Below are 20,835 nucleotides of genomic sequence, written 5' to 3' on the forward strand. Positions count from 1 at the left end.
CGTCATCACAGCCCCAGGGGGCCGGCGTGGGTGCGGGCGATGTCCAGCACCCGCGAGGCGCTGTCCGTGCGTGACCAGTCGCGTTGCAACTCCAGCAGGTACTGCAGGCTGGTGAGCGGCTGCACGCCCCGTTGCAGCAGGCGCTGCAAGGCCATCTCCTGTGCCTGGGGCGATACATCGCCGCCGGCGTCCACCACCAGATACACCGCGAAGCCCTGTCCCAGCGCGGAGAGCGCGGTGGCGGTGATACTCACCGATGTCCATAGCCCGGCCAGTACCAGGCGACGTTGGCCGCTGGCGTTGACCCGCTCGATGAAGAGGGCGTCTTCCCAGGCGTTGAAGGTGCGGCGGCGGAGCACCGGCTGCTCGGGGAACACCGCGGTGAGCTCTTCCAGCAGCTCACCGGCGAAGGCCGGCGCGTCGAGGCTGCTCAGCAGCGTCGGCACCTCGAACTGCCAGGCGGCCTTGGCCAGCAGGGCGAGGTTGTCGCGCAGGGTGATGGCGTCGATGGAGCGGGTGGCCAGGGCGGGCTGCGCCTGGTGGTCGAGCAGCACCAGCAGGTGGTTGTCGGGAGCCAGCAGGGCGGCGTCCGGCTGGGCGATGGCGGGGGTCATGGCGGTCTCCTGCTGCATGCGCGAGCGCCCCGGCAGCACAGGGCGGCCGGGGCGCAGGCGGGTGGGGTCACTGCAGGTGTTTCTTCAGCTCGGCGCCGGCCTGGAGCATGGCCGAGCGCACCGCCGGGACCTGGTTGACCACGTTGAGCAGGCCGTAGTCGTGGATCATGCCGTTGTAGCGCACGGCGGTGACCTCGACGCCGGCGGCGTCCAGCTTGCGGGCGTAGGCTTCGCCTTCGTCACGCAGCACGTCGAACTCGGCGGTCTGGATCAGGGTCGGCGGCAGGCCTTTCAGTTGCTCGGTGGTGGCGCGCAGGGGCGAGGCATGGATCTCGGCGCGCTGCTTCAGGTCGGTGGTGTAGCTGTCCCAGAACCACTGCATCATCGGCTTGGTGAGGAAGTGCCCCTGGGCGAACTGGTTGTAGGAGGCCGTCTCGAAGTTGGCGTCGGTCACCGGCCACAGCAACACCTGGGCGCGCAGTTTCGGGGTGCCCTGTTCCTTGGCCATCAGCGCCACCACCGCCGCCATGTTGCCGCCGACGCTGTTGCCGGCCACCGCCAGGCGCGAGCTGTCGACGCCGATGTCCTTGCCGTGCTCGGCCACCCATTTAGTGGCGGCGTAGGCCTGGTTGATGGCGGTGGGGTATTTGGCCTCCGGCGAGGGGGTGTAGTTCACGTAGACGGCGACCGCGCCGGAGTTCACCACCAGGTCATGGATCAGGCGTTCGTGGGTCGGGTAGTCGCCCAGCACCCAGCCGCCGCCATGGAAGAACATGAACACCGGCAGGTCGCCCTTGGCGCCTTCGGGGCGGACGAGGGTCAGCTCCAGGGGCTGGCCGTCGATCTCGATGCTCTTCTTCTCGATGCGGGTGCCGGAGAGGTCGACCTTGACGCCGGCCTGGGCGCCCACCAGCACGGCGCGGGCATCCTTCGGCGCCAGGGTTTCCAGGGGCTTGCCGTTGCCGGCTTCGAGGGCTTCGAGGAAGGCCTGGGTGGTGTGTTCCACGCCGGGGCTGCCGGCGGCGAAGGCGCTGCCGATGGACAGGGCGAGGGTGGCGGCGATCAGGTTGGTCTGCAGTTTCATGGCGGTGTCCTCGGAATTCTCTGATGGGTGTCGTGTCGGTTGTTCGGGGTTGTTCGAAAGCACGACGCCATGATTGCCGTGAACCGCCGCCAGCGGAACGGACAGCCCTGCAAGGTGGCTTTGCAGTTCTGCAAGGCGAGCCAGGAAGGCTCTGGGACGGGCGTTTGGGAAGGGGTGGGGCGAGCACCGCCCGGGCTTCAACGGCTGCGAATGCCCTGGAGGCGATGCGCGGCTTCAGCCAAGAGCGAGTGGGGCCTGGCTCCGCCTTCTGGAGGTAATGCGACCTCCATCAGGCGCGTCGTGCCCACATGGCCTTGTGGGCACGCATGCATTCGCGCAGGGAGCCCCCGGAAGCCTCAGATGAAGGCTTCGGTGTCGCGGATCAGCACGGCGTGGTGGCCGTCTTCGTCCTCGAAGATTTCGTAGAGGTAGTACATCTGGATGGCGCCTTCGGCTGTGCTGACGGCCACCTGGTCGCCGGCTTCGGCGGTGAAGTAGGCGCGGCTGGCGGGGGCGGCGATGCATTCGATCAGGGCGCTGAAGAATTCCTCGGGGTCGCTGCCGTCGTAGTAGTCGGCACGCTCCTCGGCGCTCCATTCGGTGGGTGGCTGGAAGGTGCCGGTGATCAGCACGCGGGCATCGCCCAGGTCTTCTTCCTCGGCGTCGGGGTCATCTTCGTCGCCGCGGTAGAGGGTGGCTTCGAGCGCGACGGGGCTGGTCAGCACGGCCTGGCGGGAAGCGAAGCGACGCTGCGGGTCGAGCGCGGCGGCCTGGCAGATCTGGACCCAGGTGGGGTCGTTGGCGAGTTCTTGGGTGGACACGGCGGTCTCCGCAGGGGCTGAAAAGCGGCAGTTTCCGGGAGGTGGGCGATGCGTGCAATGGGCCGCTGATGTGGCGCCGGTCGATGAGACAGATGGGTGTCAGTCGGCCTGGCCGTCGCTGGGGCCGATCAGTTGCGCGACCATCGCGATCACGGCGTTGATGTCGAAGGGTTTGTCGAAGACGGCGGCGAAGAGATCTCCCCGGTCACGGCCAATGCTGCCCTGGGCGCCGCTCATGAGGATGATCGGCAGGTCGGACGATTGTGCGCGGGCGCGGATCGCCTTGGCGAACTCGAGACCATCCATGATCGGCATCATGAAATCGGTGATGACCAGGGCGGGGCGCTCGCGATCGAGAACCTCGAGGCCACGGCGGCCGTTGCCGGCCTTGACGACCATGTAGCCCTCGTCCTCCAGGGCGAAGGCCAGGATGTCCGCAATCAGATACTCGTCATCGACTACCAGGATCGTTGTCATTAAGCGCTGACCGATGGGCGGGTTTCAGATGCCGGCATTTGGGGTCGCGACCCCGGACATGACGGCGGTCGCGTTCTTGAAAGCCTTGTCGAGTGCGATGCCGTGGTCATGGATTAGGACTTCCAGCAACGATGGGTCGTAGCGACTGTCCCTCATTTTCAGAATCGACAGCAGCCGTTTCAGTTCAGAGTTCATTTCCACGAAGCGCATCAGCACCAGGTTGTCGACGATGCTCGACAGCTCCGGCGCCGGGGCGTTGATGTCGGCGCTATACAGGTCGCGCATTTCCCAGGTGGCGAAAACGGTGACGTCCAGCGCGCGCAACTCGTTCATCAGGGCGCTGAAGAATTCCACCAGGCGCGCCTGGTTGGTGGCGACGCGCGCCATCCCGCCGAGGCTGTCGATGTGCACGCGCTTGATGCCTTTTTCTGTCACCGCCTTGATCAGGCGTGCGCCAAGGCCATCGAGCAGCCCTTCGGTAGTGGGTTGCCACATCAGGTGCAAGGCGCCGCTTTCCTCCAGGGCCTTGAGGTCGACTCCAATGCAGCGTGCCTTGAGGCGCAGGCGCTCGGGCGACTCATAGAAGCCGAAGTGCAGGCCCGGTTCCTCGGGGGTGGACTGGGCGAGGAAGCTGACGCCGAGGCTGGTCTTGCCGACGCCGGCTGGGCCCATCACCAGGGTGGCCGAGGAGCGTGGCAGGCCGCCGTCGATCAGCGCATCGAGGCCGTTGATGCCGCTGGACACACGGTGCAGTTCCGCGTTGTCGGCGCGCGAAGGGCGGCTGTACAGGGTTTCCAGGCGCGGGTAGACGACCAGGCCGTCGTCTGTGATCTCGCATTCATGCAGGCCGGAGAGCGCGCCGCTGCCGCGCGTCTTGCGCAACTGGATGCGCCGTACGGAGCGTGCGCCGAACAGCTCTTCACCCAGTTCGATCACGCCGTCGACCATGGTGTGCTCGGGGCTGCCGTCGTCGAGGCGGGCGCTGGTGAGGAAAAGCACTGTGCAGCCGGCGAACGCTGCGTGGCCCTGCAGCTCACCGATGAACTTCTTGGTGTCCAGCGGCGTATCCGCCTTGGAGCGGGCGTTGAGCAGGCCGTCGACGATCAGCACGGTGGCCTTCTGCCGGCTGATCTCGCGGCGCAGCAGCTTTACCACCTCATCCAGGCCTTCGTTCTCCAGGGTGTCGAAGGCGCTGACGAACTGGATCTGCGCACCGATCTGCGAGGCGTCGAAGAAGCTCAGGGTAGAGAGGAACTGGAAGAGCCGTTCATGGGTTTCGGCCAGCAGGGTGGCGACCAGCACCCGCCCGCCGTCGCGCACGTGGTTGAAGGCGATCTGGTTGGCGAGGATGGTCTTTCCCGATCCGGGACGGCCCTGGACGATGTAGGACGCACCGGCAACCAAGCCACCCTTCAACAGGGCATCCAACCCTTCGATGCCGCTCTGAAGGCGTTTTAGCTGTTCCAAGTTCTGGCCTGCCTCATTTGGAAGTTAGCTGGAAAGGGCCGACTGCACCTGATCTGGAGCCCGCTCCGCCGGCGTTGCGTACTGCGTCCGGATCTCGGGGTCGGCCTGAATCCCGGCGATTCTACGCTGCCGGGCTCCGGTCAGCGATAGAGTCGTGCGCCTTGAACTAGTTCCTGTGCGCTGCGCCTGCTTTTCAGCGGGATTGGCGTGGGCGCGCAGGCAGGTACAGGGTCACGCTGGTGCCCAGTCCGGGCGTGCTGTCCACCCGGATGGTGCCACCCTGTTGGCGGACGAAGCCATAGGCCTGGCTAAGTCCCAGACCGGTGCCCTTGCCCAGGCCCTTGGTGGTGAAGAAGGGCTCGAAGATGCGCGGCAGCACCTCGGGTGCGATGCCGACGCCGTCGTCACGAACCGTGAGCAGGACGAAGTCGCCATGCAGGTTCTCCCACTCCCCCTGCAGTCGGCGGTTCTCGGCGCGCAGTACGATGGTGCCGCTCTCCTGCATGGCGTCGCGGGCATTGAAGATGAGATTGAGCAGGGCCATTTCCAGCTGGCTCGGGTCCACCATGATCGGGTGCAGCGGTGGGCACAGTTGCAACTCCAGGCTCATGCCCTTGGGCAGCGCCTGGGTGAAGAACATCTGCGCCGAATGCAGGGTGTTTTCCAATTCCACGAGCTGTTGCTGCTGGTCACGGCGACGAGCGAATGAGAGCAGGTGCTGGGTCAGGTGGCTGCCGCGCAGGCCGGCCTCGTGGATGCTGCCCAGGAGTTCCTTGAGGCGCTTGGGGTCCTGGGTGCGGGCAGCCAGCGCCGAGGCGCCGATGATGACCGTGAGCAGGTTGTTGAAGTCGTGGGCCATGCCGCCGGTGAGCTGGCCCAGGGCTTCGAGCTTCTGCGCCTGGAACAACTGGGCGCGCAGCTCCTGAAGTTGCAGTTCGGAGTCGTGGCGTTCGGTCATGTCGCGGGTGATCTTGGCCAGGCCGATGACCCGGCCTTCCTCGTTGTGGACCACGTCCATCACCGCCAGGGCCCAGAAGCGTGTGCCGTCACGACGCACCCGCCAGCCCTCGTCCTGGGCGCGACCGGTGGCCAGCGCAGTGGCCAGCAGGTGGGCCGGGCGGCCGGCGGCGCGGTCTTCCTCGGTGAAGAACATCGACAGGTGCTGGCCGATGGCCTGTTCGGCGCTGTAGCCCTTGATCCTCTCCGCCCCGGCATTCCAGCTGACGATGCGGCCCTCGACGGAAACCATGTAGATGGCGTAGTCGATCACTGCCTTGACCAGAAGTTCGTAGCCACGTGCGCTCAGGTCTTCGTTGGGATTGGGGGAGACGGGGTCCATGCACACCTGCTCGGGCTGGCAACCTGCTGATGCTAGGCAGTGTAAATCCATCCGGCCAGCCTGCGATGGGCCGTCCGGCTCCTGCCTGGCGCTCATCCCGGAATCTTCAGGCCGCGTGCTACCGCAGGACGCGCGAGGAAGGCTTGCAGCGCGCGATTCACGTTGGAGAAGTCATCGAAGCCGACCAGCTCGCCCGCTTCGTAGAAACCGACCAGGTTGCGTATCCAGGGCAAGGTGGCGATGTCGGCGATGCCGTAGTCGTCCAGGAGCCAGTCGCGCCCCTGCAGCCGTCGGTCGAGCACCGCCAGCAGGCGCCTGGACTCGGCGACGTAACGGTCGCGCGGGCGCTTGTCCTCGTAGTCCCTGCCGGCGAATTTGTTGAAGAAGCCGAGCTGGCCGAACATCGGGCCGATCCCGCCCATCTGGAACATCAGCCACTGGATCGCCTCGTAGCGCCCGGCGGCGTCGTCGGGGATCAGGCGGCCGCTCTTCTCCGCGAGGTAGAGCAGGATGGCTCCGGATTCGAACAGCGCCAGCGGCTGGCCGCCGGGACCGTCCGGGTCGAGGATCGCGGGGATCTTGTTGTTCGGGTTTAGGGAGAGGAATTCGGGGGACAGCTGGTCATTGGTGTCGAAGCTGACCTTGTGCGCCTCGTAGGGCAGGCCGATCTCCTCGAGCATGATCGACACCTTCACCCCGTTGGGCGTGGGCAGCGAGTAGAGCTGCAGGCGGTCGGGATGCTGGGCGGGCCACTTGTGGGTGATGGGGAAGGCGGAAAGGTCGGTCATGGGGAGTCCTGTCGAATGGCTGCGGGACGAGCAGACAGCATGGCTGGGCCGCGGCGCTTGTCCAGTGGCGGCCACCCTGACCCGGCCGGATCGCGGGGCCCGTCACGTAAGTCGTGGTTTCCATCTCGACCGCTGGCGTTGCGTGCCGTTCAGTCACAGGGCAGGGAACCCCGCTGCCGAACCCGTGAATGCGCCTCCGCAGGATGGCTTGGAGCGAAGCGAAACCCATCGCGCCGGCCGCGCAGGGGAATGCCAGGGCCCGGTTTCCACGCCATCGCGATCGAATGCGCGCCTACAGGTTCAACTGCCCAGCAGGAAATTCCCCCGCACGGGTTGCTCGGCACCGTCGAGCAGCGGCACCTGGGAGTCGTCCTTGAGGTTGACCCCGGAGAGCTGGCGGCGGCTGGCTTCGCGCATCAGGTAGAGGAGGCGGTGGGCGGCCAGGCCGTAGGAGAGGCCTTCCAGGCGCACGTTGGAGATGCAATTGCGGCTGGCGTCGGTGAGGCCGACGCGGGGTGCCCAGGTGAAGTACAGGCCGAGGCTGTCGGGGGAGCTGAGGCCGGGGCGTTCGCCGATGAGGATCACCACCATCTTCGCCTCGAGCAGTTGGGCCACTTCGTCCGCCACCGCCACGCGGCCCTGTTCCACCAGGGCGATGGGGGCTGTGCGCCAGCCGTCTTCCGCCGCCTGTTCCTCGAAGCGCTGGAGGAAGGGCAGGGCATGGCGCTGCACGGCGAGGGACGACAGGCCGTCGGCGATCACCAGCGCCAGGTCGTAGCCACCGGGGTTGGCTTCGGCGTGCTGGCGCAGGCGCTGGGCCGAGTCGTCGTCCAGGCGTCGGCCCAGGTCCGGGCGTTGCAGGTAGGTGTGGCGGTCGGCCGCTGCGCTTTGCAGCAGCAGGCTGTCGCGGCCGCGCTCGGCCAGCTCGGCGGCCAGGGCGGCGCGGTCGAAGGGCAGGTGCACGGCGTCGCGGGCCTGGGCGTGGGCGAACTGGAAGTCCAGCTGGGCCTCGGTGGGCAGGCTGGTGCCGGCGCGGCCGAGGGCGATGCGCGCGGGGGTGAGGCGGCGCAGTTCGCGCCAGGGGTTGTCGAGGGCGGGGCGCTTGTCGTCGGTCATCGAGGGCTCCTCAGCCGAGCTGCGCCAGGGCCTGGCGGAAGGCGGGCGGCAGTTGCTCGCCCAGGCGCACGCGGCCGTCCCGCTGGTGGGCGATGCCCATGCGTTCCAGCCAGGCCTCGAATTCGGGGGCCGGGCGCAGGCCCAGGCTCTGGCGGGCGTAGAGGGCGTCGTGGAAGGAGGTGGTCTGGTAGTTGAGCATCACGTCGTCGGAGCCGGGGATGCCCATGATGAAGTTGATGCCGGCGACGCCGAGCAGGGTCAGCAGCATGTCCATGTCGTCCTGGTCGGCTTCGGCGTGGTTGGTGTAGCAGATGTCGCAACCCATGGGCACGCCGAGGAGCTTGCCGCAGAAGTGGTCCTCCAGCCCGGCGCGGATGATCTGCTTGCCGTTGTAGAGGTATTCGGGGCCGATGAAGCCGACCACGGTATTGACCAGGAAGGGGTCGAAGTGGCGTGCCACGGCGTAGGCGCGGGTCTCGCAGGTCTGCTGGTCGACGCCATGGTGGGCGTTGGCCGAGAGCGCGCTGCCCTGGCCGGTCTCGAAGTACATGAGGTTGTTGCCCAGGCTGCCGCGTTTCAGCGAGAGCCCGGCCTCGTGGCCTTCGCGGAGGATCTCCAGGCTGATGCCGAAGCTGGCGTTGGCCGCCTCGGTGCCGGCGATGGACTGGAACACCAGGTCCAGCGGTACACCACGGTTGATGGCTTCGATCGAGGTGGTGACGTGGGTGAGCACGCAGGCCTGGGTGGGGATTTCGTAGCGCTGGATGATGGCGTCGAGCATCTCCAGCATCGCGCAGATGGACGACAGGCTGTCGGTGGCCGGGTTGATGCCGAGCATGGCGTCGCCATTGCCGTAGAGCAGGCCGTCGAGGATGCTCGCGGCGATGCCGGCGGGCTCGTCGGTGGGGTGGTTGGGCTGCAGGCGCGTGGACATGCGCCCGCGCAGGCCCATGGTGTTGCGGAAGCGGGTGACGACGCGGATCTTCTGCGCCACCAGCACCAGGTCCTGCACGCGCATGATCTTCGACACCGCGGCGGCCATCTCCGGCGTCAGCCCGGGCGCCAGGGCGCGCAGTGAGGTCTCGTCGGCCATATCGCCCAGCAGCCAGTCGCGCAGCCCGCCGACCGTGAGGTGGCTGACCGGATCGAAGGCGGCGCGGTCGTGGCCGTCGATGATCAGGCGGGTGACTTCGTCGTCTTCGTAGGGGATCAGCGCTTCGTCGAGGAAGTGCTTGAGCGGGATGTCGGCCAGGGCCATCTGCGCGGCCACGCGCTCGCCGTCGCTGCTGGCGGCGACCCCGGCGAGGAAGTCGCCGGAGCGTGCCGGGCTGGCCTTGGCCATGACCTCCTTGAGGCTGTCGAAGCGCCAGGTCTGGCCGCCGACGCTATGGGAAAAAACTGCCATGTCGATCGTCCTGTCTGTGCCGGCCCCGCCATTGCGGCGGGGCCGGCCTGGGGGGCTCAGATGCGGGTCAGCATCGCGTCGGCGGGGGCGCTGGCGCGGTGGTGGGCGGTGAACTGGAACCAGACGAAGCCCACCGCCATGATCGCCAGGAAGATCAGCCCGATCAGGGTGTTGAACCAGGCCATGGCCACCAGGCACACCACCGCCAGCACCAGGGCGATGGCCGGGACTATCGGGTAGCCCGGCGCGCGGAAGGTGCGCTCCAGGTTCGGTTCGCTGGCGCGCAGCTTGAACAGCGCGAGCATGCTGATGATGTACATGACGATGGCGCCGAACACGCTCATGGTGATCATCGCGGCGGTCAGGCTCATGCCCTGCAGGTTGATCAGGCCGTCGCTGTAGATGGCGGCGATGCCGATCACGCCGCCGGCGATGATGGCGCGGTGCGGGGTCTGGAAGCGCGACAGCTTGGCCAGGCCGCGCGGCAGGTAGCCGGCTCGGGCGAGGGCGAAGAACTGCCGCGAGTAGCCGAGGATGATGCCGTGGAAGCTGGCCACCAGGCCGAACAGGCCGATCCACACCAGCATGTGCATCCAGCCGGAGTTCTCGCCGACCACCGCTTTCATCGCCTGGGGCAGCGGGTCGTTGATCCCCGACAGCTGGCGCCAGTCGCCGACGCCGCCGGCCATGATCATCACGCCGATGGCGAGGAACACCAGGGTGAGGATGCCGGCCACGTAGGCGTGCGGGATGGTGCGTTTCGGGTCCTTGGCTTCCTCGGCGGCCATGGCCGCGCCCTCGATGGCGAGGAAGAACCAGATGGCGAAGGGGATGGCGGCGAAGATGCCGGAGATCGAGGCGCTGCTGAAGGTGTCCGAGCCGGCCCAGCCGTTGAGCACGAAGTTGCTGAAGCTGAAGCCCGGTGCCACGACGCCCATGAACACCAGCAGCTCGGCCACGGCGAGCACGGTGACCACCAGCTCGAAAGTGGCGGCGATGCTGACGCCGAGGATGTTCAGGGTCATGAACACGAAGTAGGCACCGACCGCCGCGTGCTTGGGATCGAGTTCGGGGAACTGCACGTTGAGGTAGGCGCCGATGGCCATGGCGATGGCCGGCGGGGCGAAGACGAATTCGATCAGCGTGGCGATGCCGGCGATCAGGCCGCCGCGCTCACCGAAGGCTCGGCTGCTGTAGGCGAAGGGGCCACCGGCGTGGGGGATGGCGGTGGTCAGCTCGGTGAAGCTGAAGATGAAGCAGGTGTACATGGTCGCCACCAGCAGCGTGGTGACCAGGAAGCCGAGGGTGCCGGCGGCGCCCCAGCCGTAGCTCCAGCCGAAATACTCGCCGGAAATCACCAGGCCGACGGCGATGCCCCAGAGGTGCAGGGTGCCGAGGGTGGGCTTGAGTTGGTTAGTGGTTGTCATGCGCGTCTCCGAAGGTTGCCTTGAGGGAAATGGGGCGACGGAACGGAGCGGCGGGAGGCGGCGCATGGCCCGAGCGGGCACGGACCACCGACTGCGGGCAGCAGCGAGGCGTGATGCACATGGAGTTCACCGTTTCTTGTTGTTGTAGTCGGATGGAGCAAGGGTGGAGCGGAGCGGGCACCGCCTGACTGGCGCCCGCTCCCGGTTCTACAAGGGGCCTCTCCTGGCCATGCGAGCTGCGCAGCTGGCCAGGAGAGTTTTCCTCAGAAGAAGCCCAGGGGGTTGATGTCGTAGCTCACCAGCAGGTTCTTGGTCTGCTGGTAGTGGTCGAGCATCATCTTGTGGGTCTCGCGGCCGACGCCGGATTTCTTGTAGCCACCGAAGGCGGCGTGGGCCGGGTACAGGTGGTAGCAGTTGGTCCACACGCGGCCGGCCTTGATGCCACGGCCCATGCGGTAGGCGCGGTTGATGTCGCGGGTCCACAGGCCGGCGCCGAGGCCGAACTCGGTGTCGTTGGCGATCGCCAGGGCTTCCGCCTCGTCCTTGAAGGTGGTGACGCCGACCACCGGGCCGAAGATCTCTTCCTGGAACACGCGCATCTTGTTGTTGCCCTTGAGCAGCGTCGGCTGGATGTAGTAGCCGGTCGCCAGGTTGCCTTCGAGCTTCTCGACACCGCCGCCGGTGAGCACTTCCGCGCCTTCCTGCTGGGCGATGTCCAGGTAGCTGAGGATCTTGTCGTACTGCTGCTCGGAGGCCTGGGCGCCGACCATGGTGTCGGTGTCCAGCGGGTCGCCACGCTTGATGGCCTTCACCTTCTTCATCACCTCGGCCATGAACGCCGGGTAGATGGATTCCTGCACCAGGGCGCGGGACGGGCAGGTGCACACCTCGCCCTGGTTGAAGAAGGCCAGCACCAGGCCTTCGGCGGCCTTCTCGATGAAGGCCGGCTCGGCCTGCATGATGTCTTCGAAGTAGATGTTCGGGCTCTTGCCGCCCAGCTCCACGGTGGAGGGGATGATGTTGGCGGCGGCGCACTTGAGGATGTGCGAGCCCACCGGGGTGGAGCCGGTGAAGGCGATCTTGGCGATGCGCTTGCTGGTGGCCAGCGCCTCGCCCGCTTCCTTGCCGAAGCCCTGTACCACGTTGAGCACGCCGGGCGGCAGCAGGTCGCCGATCAGCTCCAGCAGCACGCTGATGCCCAGGGGCGTCTGTTCCGCCGGCTTGAGCACCACGCAGTTGCCGGCGGCCAGGGCCGGGGCCAGCTTCCAGGCGGCCATCAGCAGCGGGAAGTTCCACGGGATGATCTGCCCGACCACGCCCAGCGGCTCGTGGATGTGGTAGGCGACGGTGTTCTCGTTGATCTCGGCGGCGCCGCCTTCCTGGGCGCGGATGCAGCCGGCGAAGTAGCGGAAGTGGTCGGCGGCCAGGGGGATGTCGGCGTTCAGCGTCTCGCGCACGGCCTTGCCGTTGTCCCAGGTCTCGGTGACGGCGAGCAGTTCCAGGTTGGCTTCGATGCGGTCGGCGATCTTCAGCAGGATCAGCGAGCGCTCCTGCACGGAGGTCTTGCCCCAGGCGTCGGCGGCGGCGTGGGCGGCGTCGAGGGCCTTGTCGATGTCGGCGGCGTCGGAGCGGGGGAATTCGGCGATGGGCTGGCCGTTCACCGGCGAGGTGTTGGTGAAGTACTGGCCGTTGACCGGCGGGACGAACTCGCCACCGATGTAGTTGCCGTAGCGGGCCTTGAAGGAAACGATGGCGCCGGGGGTTCCGGGTTGGGCGTAACGCATGGTCTATCTCCTGGCTCTTGTGCTTATTGGGGAGTTGGCGCCGAAGCGCTTTGATCAGCATAGAGCAAGGGCCGGGCCAGGCCGGTGGAAGCCGCGTGGGACAAGGCTCCTGGCGTTGTGGGGAACGGCTGGCCGAAGGGCGCTGTCGCATGCCTGGTACGGGGCGGGTGACAGTCTGTCACGCATCCGGTACAGCCATTGACCGGTGGGTCATCCGGCGATTGCAAAGCCGCCTGCGCTGGTGGATGCTGCGGCGATGCGGGTGCCCACCAGGGCACGGGCTGCCTCCCGCAAGCCCGCAATGGAGAACGACAAGAATGCACGACCACCTGAGCCGCCACGCTCGGCAAGTGCTGACCGTGGCGCAAGGCAAGGCCCAGTCCAGCGGGCCCGCCGCCGATCCTTCCATCGCTCGCTCCTGGCTGCGTTGCCTGGAGGACTACCACCTCGACCCGGCCCTGCCCATGGCGCCGACCGTGCTGGAGCATGCGCGCATGCTCGAATGCCGCGAAGGCATGCAGCAGGTGCTGGAAATCGCCAGTGGCGAGATGAGCAGCCTCTACCACCAGCTCTCCGGTGCCGGCCATGCGGTGCTGCTCACCGACGCCCGGGGCGTGATCCTCAACTGCGTGACCGCCGCTGCCGAACGCCAGGCCTTCGAGCGTGCCGGCCTCTGGCTGGGCGCCGACTGGAGCGAGGCCCGCGAGGGCACCAACGGCATCGGCACCTGCGTGATCGAGCGCCAGGCGCTGACCATCCACCAGGACGAGCACTTCCGCAGCCGCCACACCGGCCTCACCTGTTCCGCCAGCCCGGTGTTCGACCCGCAGGGCGACCTGCTGGCGGTGCTCGACGTGTCGTCCGCGCGCCACGCCGTCTCGCGGCAGAGCCAGTTCCACACCATGGCGCTGGTCAACCTCTCGGCGAAGATGATCGAGAGCTGCTACTTCCTGCGCCGCTTCGAGGGTGAATGGCTGCTGCGCTTCCATTTGCAGGCCGAGTACGTCGGCCTGTTCAGCGAGGGGTTGATGGCCTTCGACGGTGAAGGGCGCATCCGTGCGGTGAACCAGAGCGCCATCAACCTGCTCGACAGCTCCCGCGAGCGCCTGCTGGGGCAGAGCGTGGAAGCCTTCTTCGACTGCCGCCTGGACGACCTGCTCGGCCGTGCCCAGCCGCAGCCCGCCGCCAGCTGGCCGCTGCGTGCACGCAATGGCCGCGCGCTGCATGCCGTGCTGCGTGGCCAGCCCCGCGTGCTGCCGCAGGTGGTGCCGCCCCGGGCGAAACCCGCCGTGCCCGGCCTGTGCCTGGGCGACCCGTTACTGGCCGCCGACTTCCGTCGCGCACTCAAGGTGTACGAGCGCGACGTGCCGTTGCTGGTCAACGGCGAGACCGGCTCCGGCAAGGAGGCCTTTGCCAAGGCCGTGCACCTGGCCAGCTCCCGCGCCGAACGGCCTTTCGTCGCGCTCAACTGCGCGGCCATCCCGGAATCCCTGATCGAGAGCGAGCTTTTCGGCTATCGCGGCGGCAGCTTCACCGGCGCGCGCAAGGAAGGCATGCGCGGCAAGCTGCAGCAGGCCGACGGCGGCACCCTGTTCCTCGATGAAATCGGCGACATGCCCCTGGCCTTGCAGACCCGCCTGTTGCGCGTGCTGGAGGAGCGCCAGGTGGTGCCCATCGGCGGCGAGGCCCAGGCCGTGGACGTGCGCATCATCAGCGCCACCCACCGTGAGCTGGGGGCTCGCGTGGCCGATGGCAGCTTCCGCGAAGACCTCTATTACCGCCTCAATGGCCTGGTGATCGACCTGCCGCCCCTGCGCGAGCGCAGCGACCGCCCCGAGCTGCTCGACCACCTGCTGGACGAGGAAGCGCGCGGCCAGGCCATCCGCCTGGAACAGGACGCGCGCCAGGCGCTGCTCGACTACGCCTGGCCGGGCAACGTGCGCCAGCTGCGCAATGTGCTGCGCACCCTGGCGGCGCTGTGCGAGGACGGCCGCATCCGCCTCGGCGACCTGCCTGCCGAGCTGCGCCGTGCCGCCGAGCCCGCCCCCATTGCCGAATGCATGGCGCACCCGCTGGAAGATGCCGAGCGCAGCGCCTTGCTCGCCGCCCTGGAAAGCCAGCGCTGGCACATGACCCGCACGGCGGAGCAACTCGGCATCAGCCGCAACACCCTGTACCGCAAGCTGCGCAAGCACTCGATCGAGACGCGCAGCCTGTAGGGGCGACTTCAGTCGCCCGCCGTACATGAAGAACCCGCCGATTGGCGGGTTCGTTCATTGCGCGATCCGACCGGGTGCAGGGTGGATAACGCTCTTTTCATCCACCAGGCGACGCTGTCTGTGGCACCGAGTCGGGGCAGCCCTGCGGGCTGCCTGGCGACTGAAGTCGCCCCTACAGCCCTACAGGGTGCCCCTCGGGTTTCGTCATGCGCCCTGGGGCATCTCCCCACGCTTGAGCCGCGCGTTGATGTCGTCGATCACCTTCGGCAGGTCGGCGATGGTGTCGATGAGGTAGTGCGGGCGGGCGCCTTCGAACTGCTGGGCGATGCGCGCGCGTTCCTGGTCCAGCTGGCCGGCAGGCAGCGCCTTGAACTGTTCCCAGGTCAGGCCCAGGGCGTTGCCGGAGCAGGTCAGGGCGACGGTCCACATGCCGGCGCTGCGGCCTTCGAGGATGCCCGGCCAGGTGTCGTCCACCTTCACGCAGGCGGCCACGTCGCTGATGCCCAGGGCGATGACGTTGGCCAGCGCCTGGGCCGGGTGCGGGCGGCCGTTGGGTACTTCGTCCGTGGCCACCACATGGTCGGCGACGTAGCCGTTCTTCTCCGCCAGCTCCACCACCTTGGCCATCACCGCTGCCGGGTAGCCGGAGCAGGAGCCGATCCTAAGCCCCTTGCCACGCAGGCTGGCGATGGCCTCCAGGGCGCCGGGGATCAGCGCCGAGTGCAGGGCGATCTTCTCGATCTGCAGGGGCATGAAGCGCTCGTAGATCGCGGTGACGTCCTCGTCCGTGGGCAGGCGGCCGAAGGCGGCGCGGTAGCGCTCGGCGATGGCGGGGATGTCGCACAGGGTGCGGATGTGGTCCCACTTGCCCATGCCCATCGGGCCCCGGGCTTCCTCCAGGCTGACGGCGACGCCGAACTCGGCGAAGGCCTCGACGAAGATCTGCGTCGGCGCGAAGGAGCCGAAGTCGACCACGGTGCCGGCCCAGTCGAGGATGGCGGCTTGCAGTTGGGTGGGGTGCTGGTAGTTCATGGGGTGTCTCCTTGGGGGGGAAGTCAGGTGCGGGTGCCGAGGGGCTGGCCGTCATGGGTGGGGGAGGGGATGAGCCCGTCGAGGACCTTCAGGGTCTTGGGCCGGCTGTTCCAGAACGGCACCAGCATCAGGCTGGCGAGCAGGGCCGCGACGGTGAAGCCGATGAACACGGTGGTGGTGTCGAAGTAGCCCGGCAGCAGGCCGCCGAGGATGGCGCCGACCGAGCCACAGCCGTTGACGAAGCCGGCGGCGGTGCCGGCCGCTTCGGTGGTGCCGAAGTCGATGGCGGCGGAGCTGCTGATCATCGAGTCGGGGCCGTAGAGGGTCAGGCCCATCATGAACAGCAGGCCGACCACCAGGTACAGGCTGCCGCTCTGCATCGCGGGCACGAACAGCCCCAGGCACAGGGTCAGCGCCACCAGGCTGATGACGCAGGCGGGCATGCGCCGCGCGCCGAACCAGCGGTCGGAGGCGATGCCGATGAGGATCGGCCCCACCAGCCCGGCCACCTCGAAGGCGGTGGGCACGATGGCGGAGGCGACCTTGCCCACGGCGGGCATGCGCTCGTAGACCATCATCGGGCCCCACAGCAGGATCGCGTAGCGCGCCGGCTTGAGCAGGAAGTAGGCGAGGCCGAGGACCAGCACCGTGCGGTTGCCCATGATCTTGCGCAGCGAGACCCAGTGGCTGTCGCGCTCGATCTTCAGCTCGCGCGAGGTCTTCACTTCCACCTCGACCGGCTCCAGCCCCACATCCTCGGGGCGGTTGCGCTGCAGCAGCCAGAACAGCACCGCCACCACCAGCACCACCGCCGCGCTGGAGACGAAGGCCGCGCGCCAGTCGCCGAACACCTGGTACGCCCACCAGCCGGCGAAAGGCGTGGAGACCAGGCCGCCGAAGGCGTAGCAGGTGCTCCAGTAGCCCAGCACCCGGCCGCGCTCGCGGGTGGCGAAGAAGCAGCCGATGTTCTTGCACAGCCCGCTCCAGCCGGTGGACTGCGCCAGGCCCTGGATCACCATGCAGGTGGCGAAGATCGGCAGGGTGGCGAAGGTGCCCATGGCCAGCGCGGCGAGCGCGGAGACCAGCAGGCCGCCGAAGACGATCACGCGGGGGCCGAAGCGGTCGGCGAAGATGCCCCAGGTGAACTGGCCGATGGCGTAGGCGGTGAGATAGAGCGCATCGAGGTTGGCCATCGCCGACTTGTCGAGCTCGAAATCGACGTCTTCGCCGATGCCCAGCTTGGCCACCGAGAAGGCCTTGCGGGTGAAGTAGAAGGCGGCATAGGCCAGCCAGGTGATGAGGAAGATCTGTACACGCCAGCGGTGGATGGATTTCCACCCGTGCTGGAAGACACCTGCAGCGTTGTTCATGGTTCTGACCCCTGTGGGTTGGCGACAGTGCGTGAGGGAGGCTGTTGTTGTTCTTGGTACTTCCTGGCTGTCTAAACGCCTGGCCTGGTCAGAAGGGCAGAGGCCGTGCGTCAGGCATGGTGCTGATCGTCTCGGGTGGGCGGGCTCCTCGCCGGCGTGGCCGGCTGACGCGGAAAAAGAGGCCGCCCGCTCGGGTAGGCGGGCGGCCCAAGGGGGCGGGTCAGGCCGCCGTTTTCTCGAGGGTCACGCCCATCGCCTGGAGGGACTCGGCGATGGCGCGCAGCAGCTGGCGGACGATGGGCTCGTCGATCTGGCCGATGCAGCCGATGCGGAAGCTCTCGGCCTGGGTCAGCTTGCCGGGGTAGATGACGAACTGGCGGGCCTTGAGCTCGTCGTAGAAGCGCTTGAACTCGAAGGCCGGGTGCTCGGGGCTGAAGAAGGTGGTGATGATGGGCGACAGCCAGCGGTCCTCCAGCAGCGTCTCGAAGCCCAGCTCGCGCATGCCGGCCACCAGCACGTCGCGGTTGCGCGTGTAGCGCGCCAGGCGGCCCTGCACGCCGCCCTCGGCCGCGTGCTGTTCCAGCGCCGCGTGGAAGGCCACCACGCTGTGGGTGGGCGGGGTGAAGCGCCACTGGCCGGTGCGCTCCATGTAGCGCCACTGCTCCAGCAGGTCGAGGCTCAGGGAGTGGGCGCGGCCGGCGGACTCCTCCAGCAGGTCGCGGCGGATGATCACGAAGCCGAAACCGGGGATGCCCTCGATGCATTTGTTGGCCGAGGACACCAGGACATCGAACGGCACCTCGTCCACTGTCAGCGGCACTGCGCCGAAGGAGCTCATGGCGTCGACGATCAGGCGCTTGCCATGGGCCTTCACCACGGCCGCCAGCTCACGCAGGGGGTTGAGGATGCCGGAGCTGGTCTCGCAATGGACCAGGAACACGGTGGTCACCTCGGGATGGGCGCGCAGCAGCGCATCGACCTCGTCCGGCTGCGGCGGCAGGTAGTCGCCCTTGTCCAGCGCGACATGGGCGCGGCCCAGGTAGTCCAGGGTCTTGGCGGCGCGCTGGCCGTAGGCGCCGTTCATCAGGATCAGCGCCTTGCCGTCGCGGGGGATGGCGGTGGCCAGGGCCGCTTCCACCGAGAAGGTTCCGCTGCCCTGCAGGGGCACGCAGACGTAGCTGTCGTCGGCCACCCCGGCCATGGCCAGCAGCTGCTGGCGGATCTCGGCGGTGACGCGGTTGAAGTCGGCGTCCCACGAGCCCCAGTCGCGCAGCATGGCCTCCTTGGTGGTGCGCGAGGTGGTCAGCGGGCCGGGGGTCAGCAGGTAGGGCTCGCCCTGTACCGGCGCGGCGAGGGGCGTATGCGATGCGGGGAATTCGGCGTGGCTCATGATCGTCTCCAGCAGATGCGGGTGGGCGGGGCTGGCGTCGATCAGACCAATTCGTGGTTAATAAATGAAATCGATTTATGGTATTTCACTGACAAGCAGAGCTTATTTATCGGAGGGGCGATGTCGGTTTCCCAGGCGCAACTCAAGGCCTTCCACGCCGTGGCGGTGCACGGCAACTTCACCCGCGCGGCGGAGCAGCTGTGCCTCAGCCAGCCGGCGGTTTCCGACCAGGTGCGCAAGCTGGAGGAACGCTTCGGCGTGCTGTTGTTCAACCGCAACAAGCGCTCGGTGCAGCTCACCGAACTGGGCGAGCGCCTGCTGGCCATCACCCAGCGGCTGTTCGCCGCCGAGCGCGAGGCCGAGGAACTGCTCACCAGCTCCCGCGCCCTGCAGAGCGGCAGCCTGATCCTGGCGGTGGACGCGCCCATGCACCTACTGCCCTACATCGCGCGCTTCTGCGAGCGCTACCCGGGCATCCGCGTCAGCCTGGTGACCGGCAACAGCGACGAATCCCTGCGCCGGCTGTTCGACTACCAGGCCGACTTCGCCGTGCTCGGCCGCCCGGTGGACGACGAACGCCTGATCGCCCACGTGCTCAGCAGCGGCCCGCTGGTGGCCTTCGTCGCCGACGCCCACCCCTGGGCAGGGCGCGACTCCATCCACCTCGCCGACCTGCACCAGACGCCGCTGGTGCTGCGCGAACAGGGCTCCATGACCCGGCAGATGCTGGAAGACGAGATGCACCGCCTGCACCTCGAAACCCGCACCGCCATCGAGGTGGAAGGCCGCGAAGCGGTGTTCGAGATGGTCGTCGCCGGCCTCGGCGTCGGCATCGTCTCCGCCGCCGAACTCGGTTCCAGCCGCGGCGTGCACGTGCTGCCGATCCTCGACTTCGAACCACGCATGACCGAGACGCTGGTGTGTTTGAAGGAGCAGGGGGCGAGGCGGGTGATGGGGGCGTTTTTGGAGGTGGTGGGGATCAAGGGCGCTACGTCCTGATTTCTATTGATCACCCATTCGTGAGCCGCATCACGCGGCCCGCTTTCCTTGCTCCCCTCTCCCGGTTCATCCTTCGCTTGTGGCGTAGTGCCATGATCTTCTGCCGCTTCTCGCCTGGGCAAACCCGAGGAGTGACAGCCATGGAAGACCTGCAAAAGGAGTTGCGGCGGGATGCGCGTGCTGTTCATTCACCAGAATTTCCCTGGCCAGTTCCGTCATCTCGCGGCTCACCTGGCGAAGCGGGACGATGTCGAGGTCCTGGCCATCGGTCGCGAGCAGGCGCCTGGCCTGCCGGGTGTGCGGTTGTTGCGCTACAAGCCGCACCGCAAGGCGAGTGCGCAGACGCACCCTTATGTGCGCACCTTCGAGGATGGCGTGCTGCATGGCCAGCAGGTGCTGCGCCTGCTGCTGGACCTGAAGGGCAAGGGCTACCGGCCGGATGTGGTGGTGGCCCATCCCGGCTGGGGAGAGAGCCTGTATGTGAAGGAGGCCTTCCCCTCGGCGCGGCTGGTCCATTTCTGCGAGTACTACTACCTGGCCCGCGGCGCCGATGCCGGCTTCGACCCGGAGTTTCCGCTCGACACCAACGGCGCCGCGAGCATCCGCAGCCGCAATGCGCTGCATCTGCTCAACCTGGAGAACTGCGACCTCGCCATAACGCCGACGCGCTGGCAGCGCAGCGTTCACCCTGCGGCTTACCGCGAGGGAATGCGGGTGATCCACGAGGGCATCGATATCGCCGGGCTGGGCGCCGATCCCGAGGCGAGCCTGCAACTGCCCGACGGCCGGGTGCTGAAGGCCGGGCAGCCGATCCTCACTTATGTGGCGCGCAACCTCGAGCCCTACCGGGGCTTCCATAGCTTCATGCGGGCCTTGCCGCGCATCCTCGCGGCGCACCCGACCTGCCAGGTGGTGGTGGTCGGGGGCGATGAGGTCAGCTACGGCAGCCGGCCCAGGGGCGCCGCCAACTGGCGCAGCAAGCTGCTGGCGGAGAACCCGGTCGACCTGCAGCGGGTGCACTTCCTCGGCAAGGTGCCCTATGCCATTTACAAGCGGGTGCTGCAGGTTTCCGCCGCGCACATCTACCTGACCTACCCCTTCGTCCTGTCCTGGTCCCTGCTGGAGGCCATGGCCAGCGGCTGCCTGGTCATCGGCTCGGACACGGCGCCGGTGCGCGAGGTGATCGAGGATGGGCGCAACGGCCTGCTGGTGGATTTCTTCGATACCGAGCGGATCGCCGAGAAGGCCCTGGCGGCCCTGGCCGAGCCCGAGCGCTTCCGGGCCCTGAGGCAGCAGGCGGCGGCCAGCGCACGGGGTTATTCGACCGACGACGGTGTCGCCGGCTACCTGAAGGTGCTGGGCCTTGACGAGGTCATGGCTCCCGCCTGAACAAGGGGGCCCACTTGCAGGGCATCGCCTCGAATTCTCCGTGCGTCCCGGGGAATGAAACCGCCGTCCGGCCCTCTACATATGCCGCAGGGCCGGGCTCCGGGCGGGGTCGCT

The 20,835-nt window shown here is 67.7% G+C and carries 17 protein-coding genes; 3 read left to right on the forward strand and 14 right to left on the reverse strand.

Features of this window, described 5'->3' with window-relative positions; all coding sequences use genetic code 11:
* Positions 1 to 5: 5 nt before the first annotated feature.
* The 11 genes from PHLH3_RS04255 to PHLH3_RS04305 all read right to left on the reverse strand — a co-directional run bounded on the left by PHLH3_RS04255 (position 6) and on the right by PHLH3_RS04305 (position 12,322).
* A complete protein-coding gene (locus PHLH3_RS04255; protein WP_213628332.1) occupies positions 6 to 614 on the reverse strand; it encodes an isochorismatase family protein in 609 nt (202 codons plus the stop codon).
* Between the two features lie 67 nt (positions 615 to 681).
* Positions 682 to 1,698: an alpha/beta hydrolase gene (locus PHLH3_RS04260; RefSeq protein WP_213628333.1), complete on the reverse strand. Its 1,017-nt coding sequence runs from the start codon at positions 1,696 to 1,698 to the stop codon at positions 682 to 684.
* 356 nt (positions 1,699 to 2,054) lie between these two features.
* The gene (locus tag PHLH3_RS04265) at positions 2,055 to 2,477 is read right to left on the reverse strand and encodes a hypothetical protein (RefSeq protein WP_213630399.1); all 423 of its coding nucleotides are present in this window, start codon (positions 2,475 to 2,477) and stop codon (positions 2,055 to 2,057) included.
* A gap of 141 nt (positions 2,478 to 2,618) precedes the next feature.
* Entirely contained in the window at positions 2,619 to 2,996 is a 378-nt protein-coding gene (locus PHLH3_RS04270) for a response regulator (RefSeq protein ID WP_213628334.1), read from the reverse strand.
* A gap of 24 nt (positions 2,997 to 3,020) precedes the next feature.
* Positions 3,021 to 4,463 (reverse strand): ATPase domain-containing protein, encoded by a 1,443-nt coding sequence (locus PHLH3_RS04275; RefSeq protein ID WP_213628335.1) that lies wholly within the window; start codon positions 4,461 to 4,463, stop codon positions 3,021 to 3,023.
* A gap of 193 nt (positions 4,464 to 4,656) precedes the next feature.
* On the reverse strand, positions 4,657 to 5,802 hold the full coding sequence (locus PHLH3_RS04280; protein WP_213628336.1) for an ATP-binding protein: 1,146 nt from the start codon (positions 5,800 to 5,802) through the stop codon (positions 4,657 to 4,659).
* Between the two features lie 92 nt (positions 5,803 to 5,894).
* Complete coding sequence (locus PHLH3_RS04285; protein ID WP_213628337.1) at positions 5,895 to 6,590, reverse strand: glutathione S-transferase N-terminal domain-containing protein; 696 nt, start codon at positions 6,588 to 6,590, stop codon at positions 5,895 to 5,897.
* Between the two features lie 300 nt (positions 6,591 to 6,890).
* A complete protein-coding gene (gene eutC / locus PHLH3_RS04290) occupies positions 6,891 to 7,706 on the reverse strand; it encodes an ethanolamine ammonia-lyase subunit EutC (protein WP_213628338.1) in 816 nt (271 codons plus the stop codon).
* Between the two features lie 10 nt (positions 7,707 to 7,716).
* Positions 7,717 to 9,111, reverse strand: a complete 1,395-nt coding sequence (locus PHLH3_RS04295) for an ethanolamine ammonia-lyase subunit EutB (protein ID WP_213628339.1) — start codon at positions 9,109 to 9,111, stop codon at positions 7,717 to 7,719.
* Between the two features lie 56 nt (positions 9,112 to 9,167).
* Entirely contained in the window at positions 9,168 to 10,538 is a 1,371-nt protein-coding gene (eat, locus tag PHLH3_RS04300; protein ID WP_213628340.1) for an ethanolamine permease, read from the reverse strand.
* Positions 10,539 to 10,801: 263 nt separating this feature from the next.
* A complete protein-coding gene (locus PHLH3_RS04305) occupies positions 10,802 to 12,322 on the reverse strand; it encodes an aldehyde dehydrogenase family protein (protein WP_213628341.1) in 1,521 nt (506 codons plus the stop codon).
* A 317-nt stretch (positions 12,323 to 12,639) separates the two neighbouring features.
* Between PHLH3_RS04305 and PHLH3_RS04310 the strand changes: the two genes are divergently transcribed.
* Positions 12,640 to 14,541 (forward strand): sigma-54-dependent Fis family transcriptional regulator, encoded by a 1,902-nt coding sequence (locus PHLH3_RS04310; protein WP_213628342.1) that lies wholly within the window; start codon positions 12,640 to 12,642, stop codon positions 14,539 to 14,541.
* 204 nt (positions 14,542 to 14,745) lie between these two features.
* Here the strand turns inward: PHLH3_RS04310 and phnX are convergent, their stop codons facing one another.
* The 3 genes from phnX to PHLH3_RS04325 form a co-directional block, all read right to left on the reverse strand.
* Positions 14,746 to 15,573 (reverse strand): phosphonoacetaldehyde hydrolase, encoded by an 828-nt coding sequence (gene phnX, locus PHLH3_RS04315; protein WP_213628343.1) that lies wholly within the window; start codon positions 15,571 to 15,573, stop codon positions 14,746 to 14,748.
* 23 nt (positions 15,574 to 15,596) lie between these two features.
* Positions 15,597 to 16,943, reverse strand: coding sequence for an MFS transporter (locus PHLH3_RS04320; RefSeq protein WP_213628344.1), 1,347 nt, complete (start codon positions 16,941 to 16,943; stop codon positions 15,597 to 15,599).
* Between the two features lie 220 nt (positions 16,944 to 17,163).
* Positions 17,164 to 18,333 (reverse strand): 2-aminoethylphosphonate--pyruvate transaminase, encoded by a 1,170-nt coding sequence (locus tag PHLH3_RS04325; protein WP_213628345.1) that lies wholly within the window; start codon positions 18,331 to 18,333, stop codon positions 17,164 to 17,166.
* A 120-nt stretch (positions 18,334 to 18,453) separates the two neighbouring features.
* On the opposite strand from PHLH3_RS04325, the gene PHLH3_RS04330 reads away from it, so the two are divergent.
* Positions 18,454 to 19,332, forward strand: a complete 879-nt coding sequence (locus PHLH3_RS04330; protein WP_213628346.1) for a LysR substrate-binding domain-containing protein — start codon at positions 18,454 to 18,456, stop codon at positions 19,330 to 19,332.
* 171 nt (positions 19,333 to 19,503) lie between these two features.
* The gene (locus PHLH3_RS04335; RefSeq protein ID WP_213628347.1) at positions 19,504 to 20,721 is read left to right on the forward strand and encodes a glycosyltransferase family 4 protein; all 1,218 of its coding nucleotides are present in this window, start codon (positions 19,504 to 19,506) and stop codon (positions 20,719 to 20,721) included.
* The last annotated feature ends 114 nt before the right edge of the window (positions 20,722 to 20,835 follow it).

The sequence above is a fragment of the Pseudomonas sp. Pc102 genome, from assembly GCF_018408275.1.
GTDB lineage: Bacteria > Pseudomonadota > Gammaproteobacteria > Pseudomonadales > Pseudomonadaceae > Metapseudomonas > Metapseudomonas tohonis.

Bases quoted from the DNA above. Each gene is read 5' to 3' on its own strand.
- eutC (WP_213628338.1), bottom strand. From the start codon at position 7,706: ATGACCGACGACAAGCGCCCCGCCCTCGACAACCCCTGGCGCGAACTG.
- PHLH3_RS04270 (WP_213628334.1), bottom strand. From the start codon at position 2,996: ATGACAACGATCCTGGTAGTCGATGACGAGTATCTGATTGCGGACATC.
- phnX (WP_213628343.1), bottom strand. From the start codon at position 15,573: ATGAACTACCAGCACCCCACCCAACTGCAAGCCGCCATCCTCGACTGG.
- PHLH3_RS04330 (WP_213628346.1), top strand. From the start codon at position 18,454: ATGTCGGTTTCCCAGGCGCAACTCAAGGCCTTCCACGCCGTGGCGGTG.
- PHLH3_RS04280 (WP_213628336.1), bottom strand. From the start codon at position 5,802: ATGGACCCCGTCTCCCCCAATCCCAACGAAGACCTGAGCGCACGTGGC.
- PHLH3_RS04325 (WP_213628345.1), bottom strand. From the start codon at position 18,333: ATGAGCCACGCCGAATTCCCCGCATCGCATACGCCCCTCGCCGCGCCG.
- PHLH3_RS04285 (WP_213628337.1), bottom strand. From the start codon at position 6,590: ATGACCGACCTTTCCGCCTTCCCCATCACCCACAAGTGGCCCGCCCAG.
- PHLH3_RS04255 (WP_213628332.1), bottom strand. From the start codon at position 614: ATGACCCCCGCCATCGCCCAGCCGGACGCCGCCCTGCTGGCTCCCGAC.
- PHLH3_RS04320 (WP_213628344.1), bottom strand. From the start codon at position 16,943: ATGAACAACGCTGCAGGTGTCTTCCAGCACGGGTGGAAATCCATCCAC.
- eat (WP_213628340.1), bottom strand. From the start codon at position 10,538: ATGACAACCACTAACCAACTCAAGCCCACCCTCGGCACCCTGCACCTC.
- PHLH3_RS04295 (WP_213628339.1), bottom strand. From the start codon at position 9,111: ATGGCAGTTTTTTCCCATAGCGTCGGCGGCCAGACCTGGCGCTTCGAC.
- PHLH3_RS04305 (WP_213628341.1), bottom strand. From the start codon at position 12,322: ATGCGTTACGCCCAACCCGGAACCCCCGGCGCCATCGTTTCCTTCAAG.
- PHLH3_RS04335 (WP_213628347.1), top strand. From the start codon at position 19,504: ATGCGCGTGCTGTTCATTCACCAGAATTTCCCTGGCCAGTTCCGTCAT.
- PHLH3_RS04260 (WP_213628333.1), bottom strand. From the start codon at position 1,698: ATGAAACTGCAGACCAACCTGATCGCCGCCACCCTCGCCCTGTCCATC.
- PHLH3_RS04310 (WP_213628342.1), top strand. From the start codon at position 12,640: ATGCACGACCACCTGAGCCGCCACGCTCGGCAAGTGCTGACCGTGGCG.